The sequence below is a fragment of the Mycoplana sp. MJR14 genome, assembly GCF_029210525.1.
Classification (GTDB): domain Bacteria; phylum Pseudomonadota; class Alphaproteobacteria; order Rhizobiales; family Rhizobiaceae; genus Mycoplana.
In genome coordinates this window covers 54,138-73,669 of the sequence record NZ_JARGEO010000011.1, presented here as the reverse complement: position 1 = coordinate 73,669, position 19,532 = coordinate 54,138, and the positions used below count along the sequence as shown (strand labels likewise).

15 protein-coding genes are annotated in these 19,532 nt (G+C 67.7%); 8 read left to right on the top strand and 7 right to left on the bottom strand.

Annotated features, from left to right (window positions below):
• Nucleotides 1–88: 88 nt before the first annotated feature.
• Nucleotides 89–5,629 (bottom strand): kinesin, encoded by a 5,541-nt coding sequence (locus P0086_RS21135; RefSeq protein ID WP_275789664.1) that lies wholly within the window; start codon nt 5,627–5,629, stop codon nt 89–91.
• Between the two features lie 545 nt (nt 5,630–6,174).
• Here P0086_RS21135 and P0086_RS21130 point away from each other — a divergent pair.
• The 3 genes from P0086_RS21130 (at nt 6,175) to P0086_RS21120 (ending at nt 7,726) form a co-directional block, all read left to right on the top strand.
• Complete coding sequence (locus P0086_RS21130; protein ID WP_275789661.1) at nt 6,175–6,489, top strand: Hpt domain-containing protein; 315 nt, start codon at nt 6,175–6,177, stop codon at nt 6,487–6,489.
• Nucleotides 6,490–6,669: 180 nt separating this feature from the next.
• Nucleotides 6,670–6,990: a 2Fe-2S iron-sulfur cluster-binding protein gene (locus tag P0086_RS21125; protein WP_112599449.1), complete on the top strand. Its 321-nt coding sequence runs from the start codon at nt 6,670–6,672 to the stop codon at nt 6,988–6,990.
• 55 nt (nt 6,991–7,045) lie between these two features.
• Nucleotides 7,046–7,726 (top strand): NAD(P)-binding protein, encoded by a 681-nt coding sequence (locus tag P0086_RS21120; RefSeq protein ID WP_275789658.1) that lies wholly within the window; start codon nt 7,046–7,048, stop codon nt 7,724–7,726.
• A gap of 313 nt (nt 7,727–8,039) precedes the next feature.
• On the opposite strand, the gene P0086_RS21115 is transcribed toward P0086_RS21120, so the two are convergent.
• Entirely contained in the window at nt 8,040–8,612 is a 573-nt protein-coding gene (locus tag P0086_RS21115; protein ID WP_275789786.1) for a DUF922 domain-containing protein, read from the bottom strand.
• Between the two features lie 242 nt (nt 8,613–8,854).
• Between P0086_RS21115 and folP the strand changes: the two genes are divergently transcribed.
• The 3 genes from folP to folK are packed head-to-tail and all read left to right on the top strand — an operon-like array spanning nt 8,855 to nt 10,618.
• Nucleotides 8,855–9,724: a dihydropteroate synthase gene (folP, locus tag P0086_RS21110; RefSeq protein WP_275789656.1), complete on the top strand. Its 870-nt coding sequence runs from the start codon at nt 8,855–8,857 to the stop codon at nt 9,722–9,724.
• Nucleotides 9,725–9,738: 14 nt separating this feature from the next.
• Nucleotides 9,739–10,107, top strand: a complete 369-nt coding sequence (folB, locus tag P0086_RS21105) for a dihydroneopterin aldolase (RefSeq protein ID WP_112599445.1) — start codon at nt 9,739–9,741, stop codon at nt 10,105–10,107.
• The gene (gene folK / locus P0086_RS21100) at nt 10,097–10,618 is read left to right on the top strand and encodes a 2-amino-4-hydroxy-6-hydroxymethyldihydropteridine diphosphokinase (protein ID WP_275789653.1); all 522 of its coding nucleotides are present in this window, start codon (nt 10,097–10,099) and stop codon (nt 10,616–10,618) included. The genes folB and folK overlap by 11 nt, the downstream gene beginning before the upstream one ends.
• A gap of 39 nt (nt 10,619–10,657) precedes the next feature.
• Here folK and P0086_RS21095 read toward each other — a convergent pair whose 3' ends face one another.
• From P0086_RS21095 to P0086_RS21080, 4 genes are all read right to left on the bottom strand, one after another.
• Nucleotides 10,658–11,206, bottom strand: coding sequence for a hypothetical protein (locus P0086_RS21095; protein ID WP_275789651.1), 549 nt, complete (start codon nt 11,204–11,206; stop codon nt 10,658–10,660).
• Nucleotides 11,207–11,347: 141 nt separating this feature from the next.
• A complete protein-coding gene (locus P0086_RS21090; RefSeq protein ID WP_275789648.1) occupies nt 11,348–12,418 on the bottom strand; it encodes a TIGR01620 family protein in 1,071 nt (356 codons plus the stop codon).
• A complete protein-coding gene (locus P0086_RS21085; protein ID WP_275789644.1) occupies nt 12,415–13,893 on the bottom strand; it encodes a YcjX family protein in 1,479 nt (492 codons plus the stop codon). The genes P0086_RS21090 and P0086_RS21085 overlap by 4 nt, the downstream gene beginning before the upstream one ends.
• A gap of 88 nt (nt 13,894–13,981) precedes the next feature.
• Nucleotides 13,982–14,542, bottom strand: coding sequence for a histidine phosphatase family protein (locus tag P0086_RS21080; protein WP_162702538.1), 561 nt, complete (start codon nt 14,540–14,542; stop codon nt 13,982–13,984).
• Nucleotides 14,543–14,903: 361 nt separating this feature from the next.
• Between P0086_RS21080 and dksA the strand changes: the two genes are divergently transcribed.
• A complete protein-coding gene (dksA, locus tag P0086_RS21075; RefSeq protein ID WP_112599439.1) occupies nt 14,904–15,323 on the top strand; it encodes an RNA polymerase-binding protein DksA in 420 nt (139 codons plus the stop codon).
• A 271-nt stretch (nt 15,324–15,594) separates the two neighbouring features.
• Here the strand turns inward: dksA and P0086_RS21070 are convergent, their stop codons facing one another.
• Complete coding sequence (locus tag P0086_RS21070; protein ID WP_275789639.1) at nt 15,595–16,611, bottom strand: flagellar biosynthetic protein FliO; 1,017 nt, start codon at nt 16,609–16,611, stop codon at nt 15,595–15,597.
• Between the two features lie 272 nt (nt 16,612–16,883).
• Between P0086_RS21070 and P0086_RS21065 the strand changes: the two genes are divergently transcribed.
• Entirely contained in the window at nt 16,884–19,490 is a 2,607-nt protein-coding gene (locus tag P0086_RS21065) for a PAS domain-containing sensor histidine kinase (RefSeq protein ID WP_275789637.1), read from the top strand.
• The last annotated feature ends 42 nt before the right edge of the window (nt 19,491–19,532 follow it).

The following is a 19,532-nucleotide window of genomic DNA, read 5'->3' as shown; positions in this document are numbered from 1 at the left end:
GCGGCCGGCGGACCGGCTGAGAGAAGACTTCCCGCCAAAAGCAAACGGCCGCTTTCGCGGCCGTTCGTCTGTCCCGGATCCGTCCGCCTCAGTTGAAGCGGCCAGCCGCGTGGGCGAGCATGGTGTAGACCTTGCCGGTATCCGACGTCAGGTAGGACTGGGTCAGGACCTTGTCGCGGTCGTTGCGGGCCACGTCGGCGAGCAGTTTCTCGAAATCGCTGATGTAGCGGTCGACGGCGGTGCGGAACTCCGGCTCGCGCTCGTACTTGCGCTTGATCTCGTCGAAGGTCTGCTGGCCCTTGAGCGTGTAGAGGCGACGGGTGAAGACGTCGCGTTCGCCGCGCTGGTAGCGCCGCCACAGGTCGACCGAGGCATCGTGGTCGATGGCGCGGGCGATGTCCACCGACAGCGAGTTCAGAGATTCGACGACGTGGTGCGGGTTGCGCGTGTCGGTGCTGCGCTGCGGCTGGTTCTCCGCCCGCGGCTGGCCGAACTGCTGCTCCTCGCGCGAGGCGCCGCGCAGGAGATCGCGCATCCAGCCGCCGCCTTCCGGCGCACGCGCCTGTTCGGTGATCCGCGCGGCGGGCTGGGCCTCGCGGACCGGCTGGATCTCGCGGATCGTCGGGGCGGCAGGGCGCTCGATGCCGAGCGTGCCGCGCAGCGCGGGCGCGCTCTCTTCCTGGCGCGGCGGCTGCGGGGCCGGCTGCGATACCTGCTGGATCGCCTGGGCGACCGTCTGGGCGGCGGTCGGGCGATGCTCGGCCGGGCGCGATACCTCGAGGCTGTTGGCGGACTTGCCGATGATGTCGGAAAGGTCCTGGAGCGCCCGGATCTGCTCGGAAACGGCGCGGCGCATGCTGGCCGCATTCTCCTTTGCCTCTTCCGGCAGGTCGAAGGCGCCGCGCTTCAGTTCGGTGCGGGTCTGGTCGAGCTCGCGGCGGATGTCGGCGGCGGCGCGACGGATCTCGTCGGTCGCCCCGGAGAACTTGCCGAGCGCGTCCTCGACCGCCTGGCGCAGGGTCTCGCCCATCTGGCGGGTCGTGGCGTCGGACTTCCGGCTGGTCTCGGCAACGAGGCGATCGACGTCGGAGAGGGTGGCGCCGACGCTGCCGCGCAGGCGGCTCGCAACCTCGCGGCTGCGCTCCTCGGCGGTCGAGAAGGCGCCCTCGACGGCGGCCCCGGCCTCTTCGCCGGCACGCGACAGCGTGTCCCGCAGCGTGTTGGAGGCGGCCAGGGCGCGTTCTTCCGTCTCGCTCAGCAGGCGGCCGACATCGGAGAAGGATGCCTGGATGCCGCTGCGCAGGTTGGCCGCGACCTGGCCCGAGCGCTGCTCGGCGCGGGAGAAGGCGCCCTCGACCATGCCTTCGAGCGAACGCATGGTGTTCTCGATGTCCTCGGAGCGCTGGACGAGGCCGATGGAGAGGTTGCGCAGCGCATCCTGGCGTTCTTCGAGCGTGCTGACGAGGTTCGACTGGGCCGCGCCGAGCAGGTCGGAGGCCTGCGCGAGCAGCTTGGAGTGGTCCTCGAAGCGCCCGACGATGCCGCCGATCTGCGAAAGCGTGCCGCTCGAGATGTCCGAGAGGCGGTCGATCTTGCCTTCCAGCAGCCGCGAGGCGGTGGAGACCATGTCGGCGGAGGCGGTGAAGCGCTCGCTGGAGGTGCTGAGCTTCTCGTCGACCTGCGACAGGTTGGCGGTCGCCTCCTGCACGAGGGCCGAGATGGCGCTGTTGCTGCCGGACAGGCGTTCGATGAGGCTGAGGACGCTGCCCTGCAGGTCGGATTCGACCTTCTGCAGCGCACTGGCGGCCTCCTGCGTCCGGCTTGCGATGGCGCCGAGCGTATCGTTGGTGCGGGACGAGATCGCCTCGAGCAGGGCGGCATTTTCCGAGCGCAGGCGCTCGCTGTTTTCCTGTGCCGCTGCGGTGATGCGTTCGGCGGCCTCGCGGCCGGTCGCCGCATATTCCTCGATGATCGGCTTGGCCTTCTCGTCGATCAGCCGGCCGAGTTCGGCCGAACGGCTCGACAGCATCGAGTTTAGTTCGCGGGTGCGCTCGTCGAGCGTCGAACGGATCGCATTGCCGCGCGCATCCAGCGCCTTTTCCATGTCGGAGAGGCCGGAGCGGATGGCCTGGCCGTGGCCTTCCAGGCGACCCTCGACCTCGGCGAAACGGCTGAGCGTGCTGCTGGTCGTCTCCTCGACGGAACGGGCGAAGGCCTCGCCGGTCTTGGCGATGGATTCGGCCGCGCGCTGCGCTTCGGTGCCCATGTCCTGGGCGGCGCGGGAGACCGCCCCGCGCAGCGACGTGCTCAGGCTCGCGAATTCCTCGCCGGTCTTGGCGAGCGACTGGGCCGAGCGTACCGCTTCGGCGTCCATGTCCTGCGTCGCCTGGCTGACTGCCTGGCGCAGGGTCTGCGCCAGCCCGGCGGCCTTGCCGTCGATGGTCCGGTTGACGTTCTCCAGGCCGATCGACAGCGCCTTGTCCATGGTGGACAGACGTTCCTCGATGCGGCCGGTCCGCTCGTCGATCGTGCCGGCGATGCGGTTGGCCGCTTCGTCGGTGATGCGATCGATCTCGGCGGCGCGGCCCGACAGCGTCGAGGCGATCCGCTCGACGACGTTCTCGCTGGCGTTCTCCAGCGTGTCGATGCTGGAGGAGACGGCGATGCTGAGCGCGCTGGCCGTTTCCAGCGAGGCGCGCTCGATCTGGTCGACGTTGCTGGAGACGGCGAGGCTGATGGCGTCGGCCGATGCCCGCGAGGCGCGTTCCAGTTCGCTGACGCTGCCGGCGACGGCGGAGCCGATGCTTTCGGAGGCGTCGCTTGCGGCCCGTTCCAGGTCGCCGATCCGGTCGGAGAGGGTCTCGGCGATCCGGTTGCCGGCGGAATCGACCAGGCTCGCCACGTGCTCGACGCTGTTCTGGATGCGGCCTTCGAGCGCACCGAGATTGCTCTCGATCCGGCTGCCGGTATCGTCGAGGCGGGTGTTGACGACGTTCAGCGCCGTATCCATGCGGCTGCCGAAGGTTTCGGCGGCACGGGTGATCTCGTCGGAGGTGGCGCTGAGGCGGTCGGCAATGGCGCCGGCGCCGTCGCGCATGCGCTTGTCGAGGGCTGCCGCACTCGTGTCGATGGCCTTGCGGAAGTTCTCCTCCTGCTGCTCCAGGCTCATCTCGAGCATGCCGGCACTGGTGGCGATCGAGGTGCCGATGGCCGTCGCCTGGTCGGAGAGGGTATCGGACAGCTGCCGCTGGCCCTCGGTGATCGCGACGTTGATCGCATTGATGCGGTCGTCCAGCGTCGAGCGGATCTGGTCGTGGGTGGAGACGAGCGAGCTTGCCAGTTCGGTGGCGCGCTCTGACAGCGTGCCGGCGATCTCGGCGGCCCGGCCGGAGAAGGCGTCGGCGAATTCAGCGACCTGGCCGGAGAGCACGCCGCCGATCTGCCGGGTGCCTTCGGCCAGCACGCTTTCGACGCGGTCGGCAGCGGAGCGCACCGAGCTTTCCAGCGCGCCGCTGGTCTCGGTGAGCATCGTCGACAGCGACGCCGTGCGTTCGGACAGGGCGGTGTCGATCCGGTTGTGGCTCGCGGCGATCGAGGAGGTGATCTCGTCGGCGCGGGTCGCGAGCGCCTCTTCCATGCGGCTCTGGGCGGAGTCGAGGCTGACGGCGAAGCCGAGCGTGCGGGTGTCCAGCGCGTCGATCAGGCGCTCCTCGCTGGCGGCCATGGTCGACACGAGCTGGTCTGCGCGCGTGATGAAGCCGTTCTCGAACCGCTCCTGAGACTGGGACAGGCCGCCGATCAGCGCATCGGCGCGCTGGCTCAGCGCGGACTGCATCTTCTCCTGCGCGTCGCTGAGCGAGCCGGCCAGGCGCGTCTCCGCCTCCGACATGACGCTGCGCATCCGGTCGTGCGCGCCGTCGACGGACGCGCGGATCGCGCTCGCATGATCCTTCACGGCGCTTTCGAAGACTTCCTGGCCGGTGCCGAGCGCGGTGGTCAGGGCGAAAGCCTGGTCGGTCAGCGTGGTGCCGATCCGCTCGATGCTGCTGTTGAGGATGCCGTCGATCGCCTCGTTGCCGCTGCTGATCGTCTCGTTCAGGCGACCGAGGCTTTCCATCAGCTTGGTGTCGAGCGTGCCGGCGCGCTGGTCGAAGGCCGTGGCGAAATCGGACAGCCGCTGGTCGAAGGCGCTCGCGACATGGCCGATCGTCGCCTGCAGCTTCTCGTCGAAGAAGCCGGAGCGCAGGTCGAGATCCATGATCGTGTCGTCGGCCGCGTTCTTGAGGTTCTGGCGGAACTGCGCGCCCTTCTCGTCGAGCGTCGCGTTCATCGTCTGGATGACGTCGTCGAGGCCGCTGTTGATCGCCTGCTGACCGATCGTCAGGCTCTCGTTGATCTCGCGGGTGCGGGCGATCAGCGTCTCATTGAGCTGGCGGGCGCGCTCGTTGAGCGCGGCATTGAGCTTTTCGGTATTCGCATCCAGCGAGGAGGCGCGGGTCTCGAACTGCTTCAGCAGGGTCTGGCCCTGGCGCTCCAGCGCTTCGGAGAGGCCCTCGAGGCGGCTGTCGAATTCGTTGGCGAGCGCAAAGCCGGAGGAATTGAGCGTCGACAGCAGCGAATCCGTGCGCGCCGACAGCATGGCGCCGATCGTCTGCGTGGCGCCGTCGGACTTCTCCATCAGCATGGCGGCGCGGGTGTCGATCATCGAGGCGAAGGCCTCGCCGGAGGTGGCGATGCGGGTGGCGATGTTCTCGCTCGCTGCCTCGAGGTCACGGCGCAACTGCTCGTTGGCGCTCGAAATGGTGGTGCGGATGCGCTCGGAGTGGTTGACGATCGCCTCGCGCTCGGTGCCGAGTTCCTGGACCAGCGTGCGCACGCGGATCTCGTTGTCGGCGTAGCTGCGCTCCAGCGCGTTGACCTCGGAATGGACCAGGGTCTCGAGCTCGGTGGCGCGCGCGATGGTGCGCTCGATGCCCTCGTTCATGGCGGAGACTTCGCGGCGGACGGCCTGGCCGACCGACATGATGCGTTCGGATGCGACCGTTTCCGGCTCCGACAGGCGGAGGGCGACCTCGGCCATCGAGCGGGCGGCGTTGCGCAGTTCCTGGGCGCGCGAGATCATCGTGGCGAAGGCGAAGAACAGCATGATCGGCATGACGATCGCGACCAGCATGCCGATCGCGCCCGGCAGGGCGACGAGGTCGGCAACGGAGCGGATCTGCCAGATCTGCGGCGCATAGAGCAGGTTGGCGACGCCGAGGCCGCCGATCACCCAGAGAACCGAGATGATCGCCGCCATGCGGATGGCCGATCGGCTGGAGCGCATCTCCAGCGTCCGCAGGATCGCGGCAGGCGACTTGCGCGAGGCGTCGTTGGCCGGCGTGAAGGCCGGGCTCTTCGGCGCGGGCTCGGGCGCGCTCTTGCGTTCCGGCTTGTCGGCCTTCTCGGGCTGCGCTGCGGCGCGCGGGGCGGGCTTGGCCGCGCTTTCGGCGCTGCTGGCGGCAGCCTGTTCCCTGGCGGCATTTGCGGGTGTCGCCGGTGCGAGATCGTCGAAATCGATCTTCAGCGCTTCCTCAAGGGCCTGGAAAGCGGTGTCGTCGATCGACTCTGTGGTTTTCTTCGTCGCCATGCGAATACGCCTCGTTACATTGTACGGACGCTTTCCGGATGGGCCTGCCGCCAGCACAGGTTACCGGATTGCTTCCGATCGCGACGGCGCCATTGCAGAGGCATCATGCCGACTGCGGGGCGGGACCGTCACTTCCTACTCCAAACGCGTTTGATAACCCCAAATCCTAAAGGCGCGTTACCCCAGGACGTTGTTATCCACCAGGACCGGCCGCCGGTTCGGCATAAACCGTCCCTGATCGTATCGTAGTGGCACATTCCCGTGTTCCACACAATTGACAGGTCCGCCGGCGAGCACGGTTCCTAACAGAAAGTTAACGATATCGGGCGCTGTATCATAGCGGAAAGACAGGAAAATCCCAGATTTGGGTTACCGTTAACCATAGCAGGCGAATTTGGCCGTCGTCGCGGCCGCGTTTACGTGGAGCAGCAGGTCGGCAGGCCATAATGGCCGTTCGACAGCGCCGTGCGGACCGGTGCGGTCCATGCCGACGCATCGCCCCGGCTTTGCGTCCTGCAGTCCGCTCCGCGGGGGAGGCAAAGCCGATGATGCAGCATCCGATCGATCTCGAACACCTATCCCGCCAGACGATGGACGACAAGGACGTGGCCGACGAGGTTCTGGCGCTGTTCGTCCAGCAGGCCGGCCGGTGCCTGGCCGAACTCGACGCGGGCGGGGAAGAGGGGCACCTCACGGCCGTCGCACACCGCCTGCTGGGCGCGGCGCGCGGGGTCGGCGCTCATGGTGTGGCGGAGGCGGCGCTGGCGCTGGAGCTTCGGCCGGCAGATGCAGACGCCCTTCTCGCCCTCAGGAGCGCGGTCGCCGAGGCCGAGCACTTCATCGCCGGCCTTTACCGCTGAGCATTCCCGATCGCCCTTCCTTGCCATACCCGCCGCCCGCGACGGCGAGCGGGCGGTGCCATCGATCGCCCCGTGCTGTTGACTGTCCAGGGGAATTGTTGGAAGTAGGCCGCAACATGCAGGCGCGCCCGCCCCCTGGCGTTCGACGCCGATATCGAGCAATCGTTCCGGAAATTCACGATGACCAAGCTTACGATCGTCGCATTCGATGGCACATCTCATGACCTGGAAGTCGCCAACGGCTCCACGGTGATGGAGAACGCGGTACGCAATTCCGTCCCCGGTATCGAGGCGGAATGCGGCGGCGCCTGCGCCTGCGCCACCTGCCACGTCTATGTCGACGATGCCTGGACCGCTGCGGTCGGCACGCCGGAGGCGATGGAAGAGGACATGCTCGACTTCGCCTATGACGTCCGCCCGACCTCGCGGTTGAGCTGTCAGATCAAGATGTCCGACGCGCTGGACGGGCTCGTGGTGCACGTGCCGGAGCGCCAGGGCTGATCGCAGGCCACGTCTGCCGGCCTTCTCTTTACTGCGCACGTCTGTGGGTGATGGGATGTCGAACCGCGAAAATGCCGATGTCCTGATCGTCGGAGCCGGTCCGGCCGCCCTGTTTGCGATCTTCCAGCTCGGCATCTACGGCTTTCGCTGCCATCTCGTCGACCGCCTGGACCGCGCCGGCGGTCAGTGCGCCGTGCTCTATCCCGACAAGCCGATCTACGACGTCCCGGGTTTCCCCGAGACCTGCGGCGGCGCGTTGACGGAGCTGCTGATGCGGCAGGCGGCGCCGTGCGAGCCGCGCTTCACGCTCGGACGGGCGGCGGTCGAGCTTGCCTGCGAGGCGGACGGAACCTGGGAGGTCGGCCTCGACGACGGCACGCGGCTTCGGGCCGGCGGCGTCATTCTGGCGACGGGGATCGGGATGTTCGACATCCCGCCGGGGGGCGCTGTCGAGGCGGCCGAGCTCGTCCCGGGACCGGCGGCGCAATGGCCGCTGGAGCGCAGCCGCGGCGGCATCCGCGTCGATCCGGCCACGTTCGAGACGGCACGCAGGGGCCTCTTTGCGATCGGCGACGCCTGCGACTATCCCGGCAAGCTGAAGCTGATCCTGTCCGGTTTCCACGAGGCTGCGCTGGCCACGCAGCAGATGCGCCGGCATCTTTCGGGCGGGAAACGATCGTCCGTCGAATATTCCACCACGTCCAGGCGCGTGCGCCAGCGGCTCGGACGCGACTGACGCCCCGATTTCACAGGGCGAAAAAAATGCCTCGCCGATCCGATGGACAGGCGAGGCCAGTGGGGCGCATCGCAAGCCGGGCGTGGGAGGTTACGCCTGCTGCACAAAGGGGACGCGCCAGGAGAAACTGCTGCAATTCCGGATTTCGAAAGCAGAACCTGTCACCAGGTCTTCTCTCTAAGTTGATAATGAGGATACGCCGATTCCCGGCATCTCGCCATCGCTAGAATTCACCATTCATTAGATGTGGTGGAGCCGATTCTATTAAGCAACCATTGCGATATACATCGGACGTGCTTGCCGATTCGGCGGGCTATTGCGCCGCTTCCAGTCTATGGGTGAGGAGGCGAAGCATACGCTCGTTGAAATTGTATGATTCGACCCGATCGAAGCGGGCCTGATCCTTGTCATGCGCTTCCACCGCGGCGGCCGTGACGCGGTCGACCTTCTGCTGCAGCCGGTCGCAATCCTTGTCCGGACGCAGGGCCTTCAACTGCTTCTCCAGGTCCCGCGCATGGTTGCGGGCGATCTCGGCGTGGCGTTCCTCGTGGCGCTTGATGTCGCTCGACAGCGTGTCCCAGATGAGGGCAAGCGACTTGCTGGCGGTGCGGCGATGCTTCCAGCGCGGCAGGATGATGTTGGTCGTCAGCGTCACCTTGGCATCGCCCACGTAGCATTTCTCGCCGCGCCGGACATAGGTGACCGAACCGCCGAAGCGGATGCGGGTCGCGCCGGGATGGCGTGATCCGGTGTTCTTCATCTTCGGTCCGCGCTTGCTGAGCTCGTCGTCCAGCTCGGCCGCCGTCCTGCCGCCGACGGAGAAATAGGAGAACGTCTTGTTGGTGAGCGTCTCCGCGCGTGCCGTCGCTGCGGCGGCTGAGATCATCAGGAGCAGAAGGAGCGTCTTGGCGGTGGCTGGCATTGTCTTCCTCGAAGTCCGTTCCATTTTGCGGACTGGTCCGGTGCGAGTCTAGCGGTGCTTGTTGCGAAATGGATTAACGCCGGCGTGCCGCGGGACGGGACAGCCGGCCGCAAAGGCGGTTGAACTCGCCACCGGGTTGGGGCATAGCGCTCTCAAGGCGAAGCCCCTTTTGCCGGTGCCTGCGCCCGCTGTCGATGGATGTTCCCATGTACTCTGCCTTCGCCCCGTTCCAATGGTCGCTCGCGCACGGTCGCAGCCTGCTACTGGGGCCACAAGGCCTGATCATGGCGATCGTCAACGTTACGCCCGATTCTTTTTCCGACGGTGGCAGCCACGACACGGCGGAAAAGGCTTTGGAGCATGCCCGCCTCTGTCTCGCGCAAGGGGCGCACATCATCGACATCGGCGGCGAATCCACCCGGCCGGGTGCCGCCGCGGTTTCCGCCGGCGAGGAGCAGGATCGCATCCTGCCGGTCGTCGAGGCGCTCGCCAGCGACGGGGAGGCGGTCATCTCGGTCGATACCTACCGCGCCGAGACCGCCCGGCTCGCGGTGGCGGCCGGCGCGCACATCATCAACGACGTGCATGGCCTGCAGCGGGAGCCCGAAATCGCCACCGTGGCAGCGCAGGCGGGCGCCGGGCTGTGCATCATGCACACCGGCCGCGACCGGCAGAAGCTGCCGGACGTCATCGACGACCAGTTCGCATTTCTGGAAACCTCCCTGAGGATCGCGCGGGACGCCGGCGTCGCGGACGAGACGATCGTCCTCGACCCCGGTTTCGGCTTTGCCAAGGACACCGACGAGAACGTCGAACTGATGGCCCGCTTCGAGGAATTGCTCCGTTTCGAGCGGCCGCTGCTCGCCGGCACCTCGCGCAAGCGCTTCATCGGGGCGCTGACGGGGCGGGAGGCCGCCGAGCGCGATGCGGGCACGGCGGCGACGACGGCGCTGCTCAGGCTTGCGGGCGCGGCGATTTTCAGGGTGCACGATGTCGCATTCAACAGGGATGCGCTGCTGGTGGCAGATGCTATGGTGGAGGCGCGGCTTGGACGCGCCGCACGCGCCGGCGATTGAAGGATCTATTGGAAATGACCACGACCTACACGATCACGATGAAGAACTGCGCATTCTTCGCCCGGCACGGCCTGCACGACGCCGAGGAGTTTCTCGGGCAGCGCTTCTTCGTCGACGCCGAGCTCGACGTGTCGCCGTCGATGCCGCTCTCCGACGACCAGATCGAATCGACCGTCGACTATGGCGTCGCCTTCGAGGAGATCGAGGCGATCGTGACGGGGCGCAGACGTTTCCTCATCGAGGCGCTCGCCCAGGAGATCGCGACGGCGCTCTGTGCCCGCTTTCCGCAGATCCGGCGCGCCCGGATCTCGGTCCGCAAGCCGAACGCGCCCGTCGCGGGCGTGCTGGACTATGTGCAGGTGACGGTCGATCATGTCGTCTGAGGTGCGCCGCCATCGCGCGGCGCTGGGGCTCGGCGGCAATATCGGCGATCCGGTGGCCGCGATGCGGCAGGCGCTGGCCGGTCTCGACGCCCGCGCCGACTGCCGGGTGACGGCGGTCTCCCGCCTCTACCGGACCCCGCCCTGGGGGAAAACCGACCAGGCCTGGTTCTTCAATGCCTGCGCGCTGATCGAGACGTCGCTCTCGCCGGAAGAGCTGCTCAACGCCTGCCTGTCGATGGAGCGGCAGATGAAGCGGGAGCGGATCGAACGCTGGGGCCCGCGGACGATCGATATCGACGTTTTGACCTACGACGACCTGGTGCGGACCGGCGCGACGCTGGAAATTCCGCATCCGCGCATGACCGAGCGCGGTTTCGTGCTGATGCCGCTCGCCGATATCGCGCCGGAGGCGATCGTGCGGGGCAGGGCGGTGTCGTCCTGGCTGGCAGACGCCGATATCGGCGGCATCGAGCGCGTCAGTGATGACGACGGCTGGTGGCGGGCAGACTAGAGTTCGCGCCGGGGGGCAGGAGCCTCGCCGAAGGCCGCCTTACTTGATCGAGCCGACCGCCATCGTGTCGACCTTTCGGTTCAGGGACATGCCGATGACCGGGATCATCTTGTCCTCGACCTTCACCGAGATCGTGATGTTCATGGTGTTGTCGTCCTGCAGGCGGGCGATCATCGCGCCGTTCAGCTTCTGCCGGTTGATGGCGACGACGACCTTGTCGCCGGAGACCTTGCCGGAGAGGATGTCGAGGCCCTTGCCGGCCGCGCCGTCCAGGAACTTGCCCTTGTAGGTGCCGCCGGTGCGGGTGATCAGCGCCGACATCGGCTGCTTGAACACGCCGACGCGGCAATGGCCGTCGAGCTTGATGCCCTCGCCGCCGGCTGCGGCCGGATCGCCGCTGAGATTGCAGGTGAACTTCGTGCCCTTGTACTTGCCGGCGACGATCTCGCCCGGACCCTGCCAGGAGCCGCTGACCTGGTCGAAGAAGGCCTTGTCGTTCGAGGCAGCCTGGATCGGGCTTGCAACGGTGGTGGCGGCGAAGAGGGCCGCTGCGATGCCGCGGGCGATCAAAGAGGTGCGCGAGTACATGAACGATCCTTGACGGGCTGGTCGGTTGGTCGGATCCAGCCTTGCGCTAAAATGGTTAACGAACGGTTTCGCGCCTGTGCCTTCGGACCTGTTTTGGAGCGGTCTGCGGGGGCGTCCGAGAGGCTGCCCTTCCGCCTGCCGCTAGGTGAGGTCCTTGCCCTTGCCGAGGGCGCCGGGCGCGAGGTCGGAGAGGAAATCGCCGATCCCCGGCCGCTTCAGCGCCCGGAAGGGCATCGGCCGGCACAGGTCCATCGCGGCGATGCCTATGCGTGCGGTCATCAGGCCGTTGATCACGCCTTCGCCGAGGCGGGCGGACAGCTTCGAGGCGAGGCCGTGGCCGAGCACCTGCTGGACGAGGCTGTCGCCGACGGCGATCGAGCCGGTGACGGCGAGATGGGCGATCACGTCGCGCATCAGCCGCAGCATGCCGAGGCTGCCCGGCCGGCCGCCATAGAGCTCGGCCATCGCCCGGATCAGCCGGCTGCTCTCGAACAGCACGTATCCGAGGTCGACGAGCGCGCGCAGCGAGACGGCGGTGACGATCGAGACCCGCTTCGATGCGGCCAGGATCAGCGCCCGGGCCTCGCGGTCGAGGGGGGCGAGCATCTCGCGCTCGGCAAGGTCCAGGAGATGCGGGCCGTCGATGATCTCGCCCTCGGTCTCCTGCAGGCGGGTGCGGCCGCGAGCGGTCTGCGGACGGCTCGCGAGGAGATGCATCAGGCGCGCGACGACCTTGCGGGCGGGTGCGGCCGCCGTCGCGGCGGCGGCTTCCGCCGCTTCCTGCTTGATGTCCTGGACGACGGCGAGGCGGCGCAGGCCGAAGAGTTCGCGCGCGACGAGCCCGAGCAGGGCGACGACGCCGATGGCGGCCGCGCCGGCGGCCAGGTAACCCAGCCAGTCGCTGCGGGCGAAGAGGTCGCGGATCAGGCCGTCGAGCCAGAGGCCCAGCGCCAGCGAGAGCAGGATGCCGAAGGCGGTGGCGGCGATGCCGCCGAGCGTCAGGCGCCGGCGGCGCGGCTCCGCCACCTCCGTCGCCGGAAGCAGGGCGGGGTCGACCGTCGTTCCGGCAAACGGGTCCTCGGCGTCGGACGTCAGTACGACGCCCTCGTCGAAGCGCGCCGGCGACCGCGGCACCGTCCGCGCTGGCCGCTGCGGCTCTTCCGGAAGGTCGAAGGCGGCGGGACGCCTGCTGCCCGGACGCTTGTCGTTCATGCCAGCCTGTCTCCGATCAGATACTGCATCGCCCGGTCGAGCCGGATATGCGGGATGGAGAGCTTGAGCTCGCCACCGGGCGCTTCCATCTCCGGCGGACGGAAACGGACGAAATTGAGCGTGGGTGCGAGAGCGGCCTTCGTGTCCGATTCAACGGCTTGAAAAAGCGAATCCGGATTCTCCGGCAAGTCCCCGGGAAATATCGCTGTCTTGCGGTTGCCGTCGAAGGTTTCGCCGTCGATGGTCTCGCCCGCGATCGGCGTGCCGACGATGACGGGCAGCGTCGTTCCGTCCTGCTTGACGGTGGCCTCACGGGTGGCGCGGACGGAGGCGAGCGCCATGACCTCGACGCCGGCACCCGACAGCCCGATGCGGTCGATGGCGCGATCGACGAGCCGGCGGGTCAGGGCCTCCAGATGCGGATGGCTCTCGTGGTGCAGGTGGTCCGCCTTGGTCGCCGCCACCACCACGCGATCGATCCGCCGCGTCAGGAAGGAGGAGAGAAAGCCGTTGGCGCCGGGGCGGAAGCAGGCCATGACGTCGCCGAGTGCGCGCTCGAGGTCCTGCACCGCCTCGGCGCCGCGATTGACGGCCTGGAGCGCGTCGATCAGCACGATCTGGCGATCGAGCCTGGCGAAGTGCTCGCGGAAGAACGGCTTGACCACATGCGCCTTGTAGGCCTCGTAACGCCGCTCCATCATCGCCCAGAGCGATCCCTTGGGCGCGCGACCCTCCGGCAGGTTCGGCAGGGGGGCGAAGGTCAGCGCCGGGGATCCTTCGAGGTCGCCCGGCATCAGGAAACGGCCCGGCGGCAGGGTCGACAGCGAGCGTTCGTCGGACTTGCAGGCCCTGAGATAGGCGGTGAAGGCCTCGGCCAGGCGGCGGGCGTCGCCTTCGTCGGCGGTCGTGCGCGGATCGACGAGGCCGTTTGCGGCGCGCCATCCGGCGGAGAGCACCTTGCGGATGCCGGACTGCGACAGCGCGATCGTGGCGGCGCTGAACGCGCGGTAGTCCTGGCCGAGCAGCGGCAGGTCCAGCAGCCATTCGCCGGGATAGTCGACGATGTCGACGGAGAGGCGCCCCGGCGACCACAGCCGGTACCAGCCGCTGGCGCTCTCGTAGTCGAGGGTGATGCGCAACTGCGAGATCGCGCGGGTCGAATCCGGCCAGAGCCGATCGCCGATCAGGGCGCGGATGTGGTCCTCGTACTGGAAGCGCGGCACGGCGTCGTCCGGTTGCGGCTCCAGCCGGACGCGGGAGATCCGCCCCGAGCGCATCGGCTCGAACAGGGGCAGGCGGCCGCCGTTGAGGAGATTGTGGACGAGCGAGGAGATGAACACCGTCTTTCCCGCGCGTGAAAGCCCCGTCACGCCGAGCCGGATGGTGGGATTGACGAGGCTGGCGGCGCGATCGCCGATATTATCGAGGGCGATCAGCGCATCGTCTGCAAGGGTGGTCAGGGTCGGCAAGCGCATGTCCCGCGTCGGTGAGGTCCAGTTGCGATATAGGCCGCGCGCCCGTCCGGGAAAAGACGAGGCGGCGATTTTGGCAAGGCAGGGTGGTCTACAGGCCCGAGCGCGGCGTCATGAAGCAGGACAGCCTGCCGCCGGTATAGTCGCGGTCGCTCGGCTTTCGATCGAAGTCGATCGTCGCCAGCGCCGCCGTCGGAAACCCGTTCGGCGCGGCCGCATCGGCCACCGGCTGGCCAACGACCAGGCGGAAGAATTCCTCCATCATCGGGTTGTGGCCGACGATCAGGACCGCGGTCTCCGTCCGCCCGGCGAAAGCGACTTCCGCATAGGCATCGACCGAGCCGCGGTAGAGCGTATCGACATATTCGATCGGCAGGTCCTCGCCGAAGGCGCGACGCAGCGGTTCGGCGGTCTCCCGGCAGCGGACGGCGGTGGAGGAGAGGACCAACTGGGGATGGTAGCCCTGGTCGGCCATTTCGGCGGCGATCAATTCGGCCTCCGCATAGCCCTGGTCGTCGAGCGCCCGGTCGAAGTCCGAGCTTCCGGGCGCCGCCCAGCCGGCCCGGGCATGCCGGAGGAGGTAAAGCCGATAGACTCCAGTCGTCACCGTTGCCAAGCGCCAGTCCCCTTCGTCGCGAATGCTTCCTGCCATGCCGTTTTCCATGGCCGCGCGGCAAAGATCAACCGAATTCGCCGGCGAGGCAAGCCAAGCAACCATATCGGCCACTTATGCGTTACTTGGTCGAACGGCACGCACGTTGCTTGCCTCCTTCCGCCATGGAAGCTCGCACAAGCAGCGGTGGTGCCGGCGGCCCGGCCGGAGCGGCATAGTGCCGCCGCCGCTCCGACGCCAGGGCGGGCCGGAATGCAGCGTCGTTATGTTGATGAAATATTAGCCGGATAGTCTGCGGAAAGGGCAGATTCAAAATTCGGTGTGCAAGTTCTGGCAGGCTTGAATCGGCTCATTCAGAGGGATATACAGCGCCCTTGAGATGTTCTTCAGGAGAATCGCGTTGAGTGAGAAGATCGATCTTAGTACCTTTGTCCTCAATGAAGACGAAGAGTTCATGAGTGCCAACCAGCGTGCATACTTCCGAGCGAAGCTTAACGCATGGAAGAACGACATTCTGCGCGAAGCGCGCGAGACGCTCGACCATCTGGCCGAGGAAAGCGCCAACCATCCGGACCTCGCCGACCGGGCCTCCTCCGAAACCGACCGTGCCATCGAACTCAGAGCCCGCGACCGGCAGCGCAAGCTGATCTCGAAGATCGACGCCGCCCTGCAGCGGCTCGACGAAGGCACCTACGGCTACTGCGAGGAGACCGGGGAGCCGATCGGCCTGAAGCGGCTGGACGCCCGTCCGATCGCCACCCTGTCGATCGAGGCCCAGGAACGCCACGAGCGCCGCGAGAAGGTCTACCGCGACGAGTGATCGTCGCCGGCGGCAATCCGGGCAAAGCGGCTCGGGGTGCATGCCGTGGATCGCCTTGCGGAGGTCTGATGCAGATTGAAACAATTGGCCTGCCGGCGTTGTCGGCAGGCTTTTTTGTGTGATGGCGTCGGGCGCCTCGCAGGGTGCGTTCAGGGCCGAGGTGCATTCAGGTCATCCTGACGCAAGGGCCCCGCGGCAGGTGGCTCGTTGATGAGCAGCCCCTGCGGCGGTGGGGTCGTCGCGCCTGCCGGGCGGGCCGCCGGCGCGGGTCTCAGGACTTGCGGTTGGCGGAGAGCTCGCCGAGCAACCTGCTCATCTCCGCCTCGGTCTCCTCGCGGGTCTTCGGCTGCTGGCCGGCCGGCTCGATACGGACGCCCGCCGGGTTGGCGGGGCGGGCCGGGGAGGCCGCGATCTCCGCTTCCAGCATCTTCTCGAATTCACTGACGAGCGCGGCGTTGTCCGGCACGGCGCGTTGCGGCAGGCCCGCGGGACTTCTGGCGGGGTCGCCAGCGGTGGTCATCCGTTCGCTGCCGATGCCGACCGGGTTGGTCAGCACGCGGTCGCGGGCGCGATCGAGCGCGTCGATGGCATCGCGTTCGGCGGGCGAGGGCGGCACCGGAACAGCGGCGGCGACGGTCCTTGCGAAAGGCGGTTCCTGCGGCGGCGCGGGACGTGCCGGCGGCGCAGCGGGGGTCTCGGAAACGTCCGACTCGGCCCCGTAGAGCACGCTGCCCATCGATGAGATGCGGCTTGCGGGCGGCACCGGCGGTTCGACCGGCGCGGCAACGGGCGGGCTGACGGCGACCGCGGCGGGGACCGGCATCGGCACGGCTGGCCGCGGCTCGACGGCGGCCTCTTGTGCCGGCGCAGGGGCGGCGCGTTCGGCGGCCGGGACCGGGATCGTCTCGACACGCAGGGCGGGTTGCGGGCGCGCAGCGGGCTCGGCGACGGCGGGCTGCGGCAGGACCTGCGCGGCCTGCTCCGGAAGTTCCGTCGGCGCGGTGGTGACGATGCGGCTTTCGACGACGATGTCGGTCGGGCCGCCGATCATCAGCAGATGCTCGACGTCGTCGCGGCGGACGAGGACCAGCCGGCGGCGGGTGTCGACCGCGGCCGCATCCAGCACCGACAGCCGCGGCTGCCGGTTGCGGCCGCCCCGGATGAAGGGCGAGGAGGGACGGCGGCGGACGATCCAGAGCACCAGCGCCAGGCAAGCCAGCCCGAGCACAACGGCCAGCGCGGCCACCAGGAACTTCGTGCCGTGTTGAGCGAGGATCTCATCGAACATGAAGGTGTACTCCTTGGCGACAGGTTGCGTTCATTTGACGGCTTTTTTCGGGCCCGCACAAGCACCGCGACAGGCCCGTCCTGTAGCGACTGGGCGCCGGTTGCGCAACCGTTCGTGGCAGGCTGCGGACACAGCCCGGATATTCCCTGTGAATTGGGGCTTTGTGCTTTCATTCCATTGCTTTTTGGGTTTCCCTCAAAACGCTAATAGTGATTCTGCAAATGGCTAACGCGTCGCGCGGCCTTTACGAATTCGGGCCAAGAGAGAGGGCGATGTCCAAGATCCGGCAGGACGTTCAGTATCACGCGCCGATCGTCGAGCGGAGCAGCCGCCCGGGCGTGATCCTGCGGATCGTGCTGCTCGCGATCGTGCTGACCGCCTCGGCGGGCGCTTTCATCGTCTTCAAGAACCAGCTCGAGAACGAGTTCGTGCTCGGCCTGCTCGGCGTGCTGGCGATGGTGGGCATTTTCTTCTTCGTGTCGGCGATGATCGGCTTCATCGAGATCATGCCGCAGTCGCGCCCGGACGAACTTGCCCGCACCTTCGTCGACAGCCAGCCCGAGGGCACGCTCATCACCGACCGCAAGGGCCGCATCGTCTACGCCAACGCCGCCTACGGCGCGCTGACGGGGGCGACGCGCGAGAGCGAGGCGCAGACGCTGGAGACGCTCTTTTCGCGTGACCGGGAGGCGACCGAATCGGTCTACCGGCTGACCAACGGGCTGCACGAGGGCAAGGAAGGGGCGGAGGAATTCCGCCTGCTCAAGCCGCTGAACCCGGCCACCGGCAGCGGAACGGGCGCCCGCTGGTATCGCCTGAAGGCGCGCGTGCTTCCCAGCCGCGAGGGCGGCGGGCCGGCACTCTATGTCTGGCAGATCGCCGATATCACCTCCGAGCGTGACGACCAGGAGCGGTTCTTCAAGGAGTTGCAGAACGCGATCGACTATCTCGATCATGCCCCGGCCGGCTTCTTTTCCGCCGGGCGCAAGGGGGAGATCGTCTATCTCAACGCCACGCTCGCCGACTGGCTCGGCATCGACCTGACGAAATTCCACGCCGGGCAGCTTTCGATCGGCGACCTGGTGGCGGGCGAGGGGCTGGCGCTCGTGCAGTCGGTCCAGGCCGAGCCGGGATCGAAGAAGACGGAGATGCTGGATCTCGACCTGCGCAAGTCCAACGGCCAGAGCCTGCCCGTCCGCCTGGTCCACCGGGTCAGTGCGGCGCGCGACGGGGCGCCGGGCGACAGCCGGACGATCGTGCTCGCCCGCGCCGCCGCCGACGACGGCGACCAGTCGGCTTCCGCCGCGACGATGCGCTTCACCCGCTTCTTCAACAACACGCCGATGGCGATCGCCTCCGTCGATGGCGAGGGCCGGATCCTGCGGACGAACGCGCCGTTTTTGAAACACTTCTCCGGCATCGTCTCGCGCGACGAGATCGACAGGGGCGCGCGGCTGGAAACCATCGTGCATCCGGGCGACCGGCCGCAGCTTGCGGCCGCGCTGGAGGCGGCGCGCGACCGGCAGGGCGACATCGCCCCGATCGATTCGCTGCTGCCGGGCGACGAGGGCCGGCATTTCCGCTTCTATGTGAACGCCGTCATCGACCAGACCGACCAAGCGCCGGAGGAGGCCGCGATCGTCTATGCGGTCGAGACCACCGAGCAGAAGGCGCTCGAAAAACAGATGGCGCAGACGCAGAAGATGAACGCGGTCGGCACGCTCGCCGGCGGCATCGCGCACGACTTCAACAACGTGCTGACCGCCATCCTGCTGTCTTCCGACCATCTGCTGCTGTCGGCCCGCCCGTCCGATGCCAGCTTTGCCGATCTGATGGAGATCAAGCGCAACGCCAACCGCGCCGCCGTGCTGGTGCGCCAGCTGCTGGCGTTCTCGCGCAAGCAGACGATGCGGCCGACGGTGTTGCAGATGACCGACGTCATCGGCGACCTGCGCATGCTGGTCGACCGGATGACGGGCACGAACGTCAAGATCGAGGTGGACTACGGCCGCGACCTCTGGCCGGTGAAGACCGATCTCGGCCAGTTCGAGCAGGTTCTGATCAACCTCGCGGTCAACGCGCGCGACGCCATGCCCGACGGCGGCACCATCACCTTCCGCACCCGCAACGTCCCGGCGGGCGATGTCGCAGCCCTCGGCTACCGGGAACTGCCGGCGCAGGACTATGTCGAGATCGACGTGGTCGACCAGGGAACCGGCATTCCGCCGGAGATCCGCGACAAGATCTTCGAGCCCTTCTTCACCACCAAGGAGGTCGGCAAGGGCACCGGCCTCGGCTTGTCGATGGTCTATGGCATCATCAAGCAGACGGGCGGCTACATCTTCGTCGATTCCGAGCTGGGCGAGGGCACCACGTTCCGCATCTTCATGCCGCGGCAGATCGAGGAGATCGTGACGGCGGAGCCTGTGGGCGAGGGCGCCCAGGAGACGGCGGTCGCCGTTTCCCAACCCGCCGCGGCACCGGCCCGGGAGCCGCGCGACCTCACCGGCGGCTCGGCCGTCGTCCTGCTCGTCGAGGACGAGGAGGCGGTGCGCCGCGGCGGCAAGCGGATGCTGGAGACGCGCGGCTACACCGTGCACGAGGCCGGATCGGGGGTCGAGGCGCTCGACATCATGGACGAGCTCGGCGGGGCGGTGGACATCGTCGTGTCCGACGTGGTGATGCCGGAGATGGACGGCCCGACGCTTCTGACGGAACTGCGCAAGCGCTATCCCGACCTGAAGTTCATCTTCGTTTCCGGTTACGCCGAGGACGCGTTCGCCCGCAACCTGCCCGCCGACGCCAAGTTCGGCTTCCTGCCCAAGCCGTTCTCGCTGAAACAGCTGGCCGAAGCCGTGCGCGAGATGCTGGACGGGTAGGGGCCATCCGGCGAAACCGCGGGGCGCATGCTAGAGCGCGGC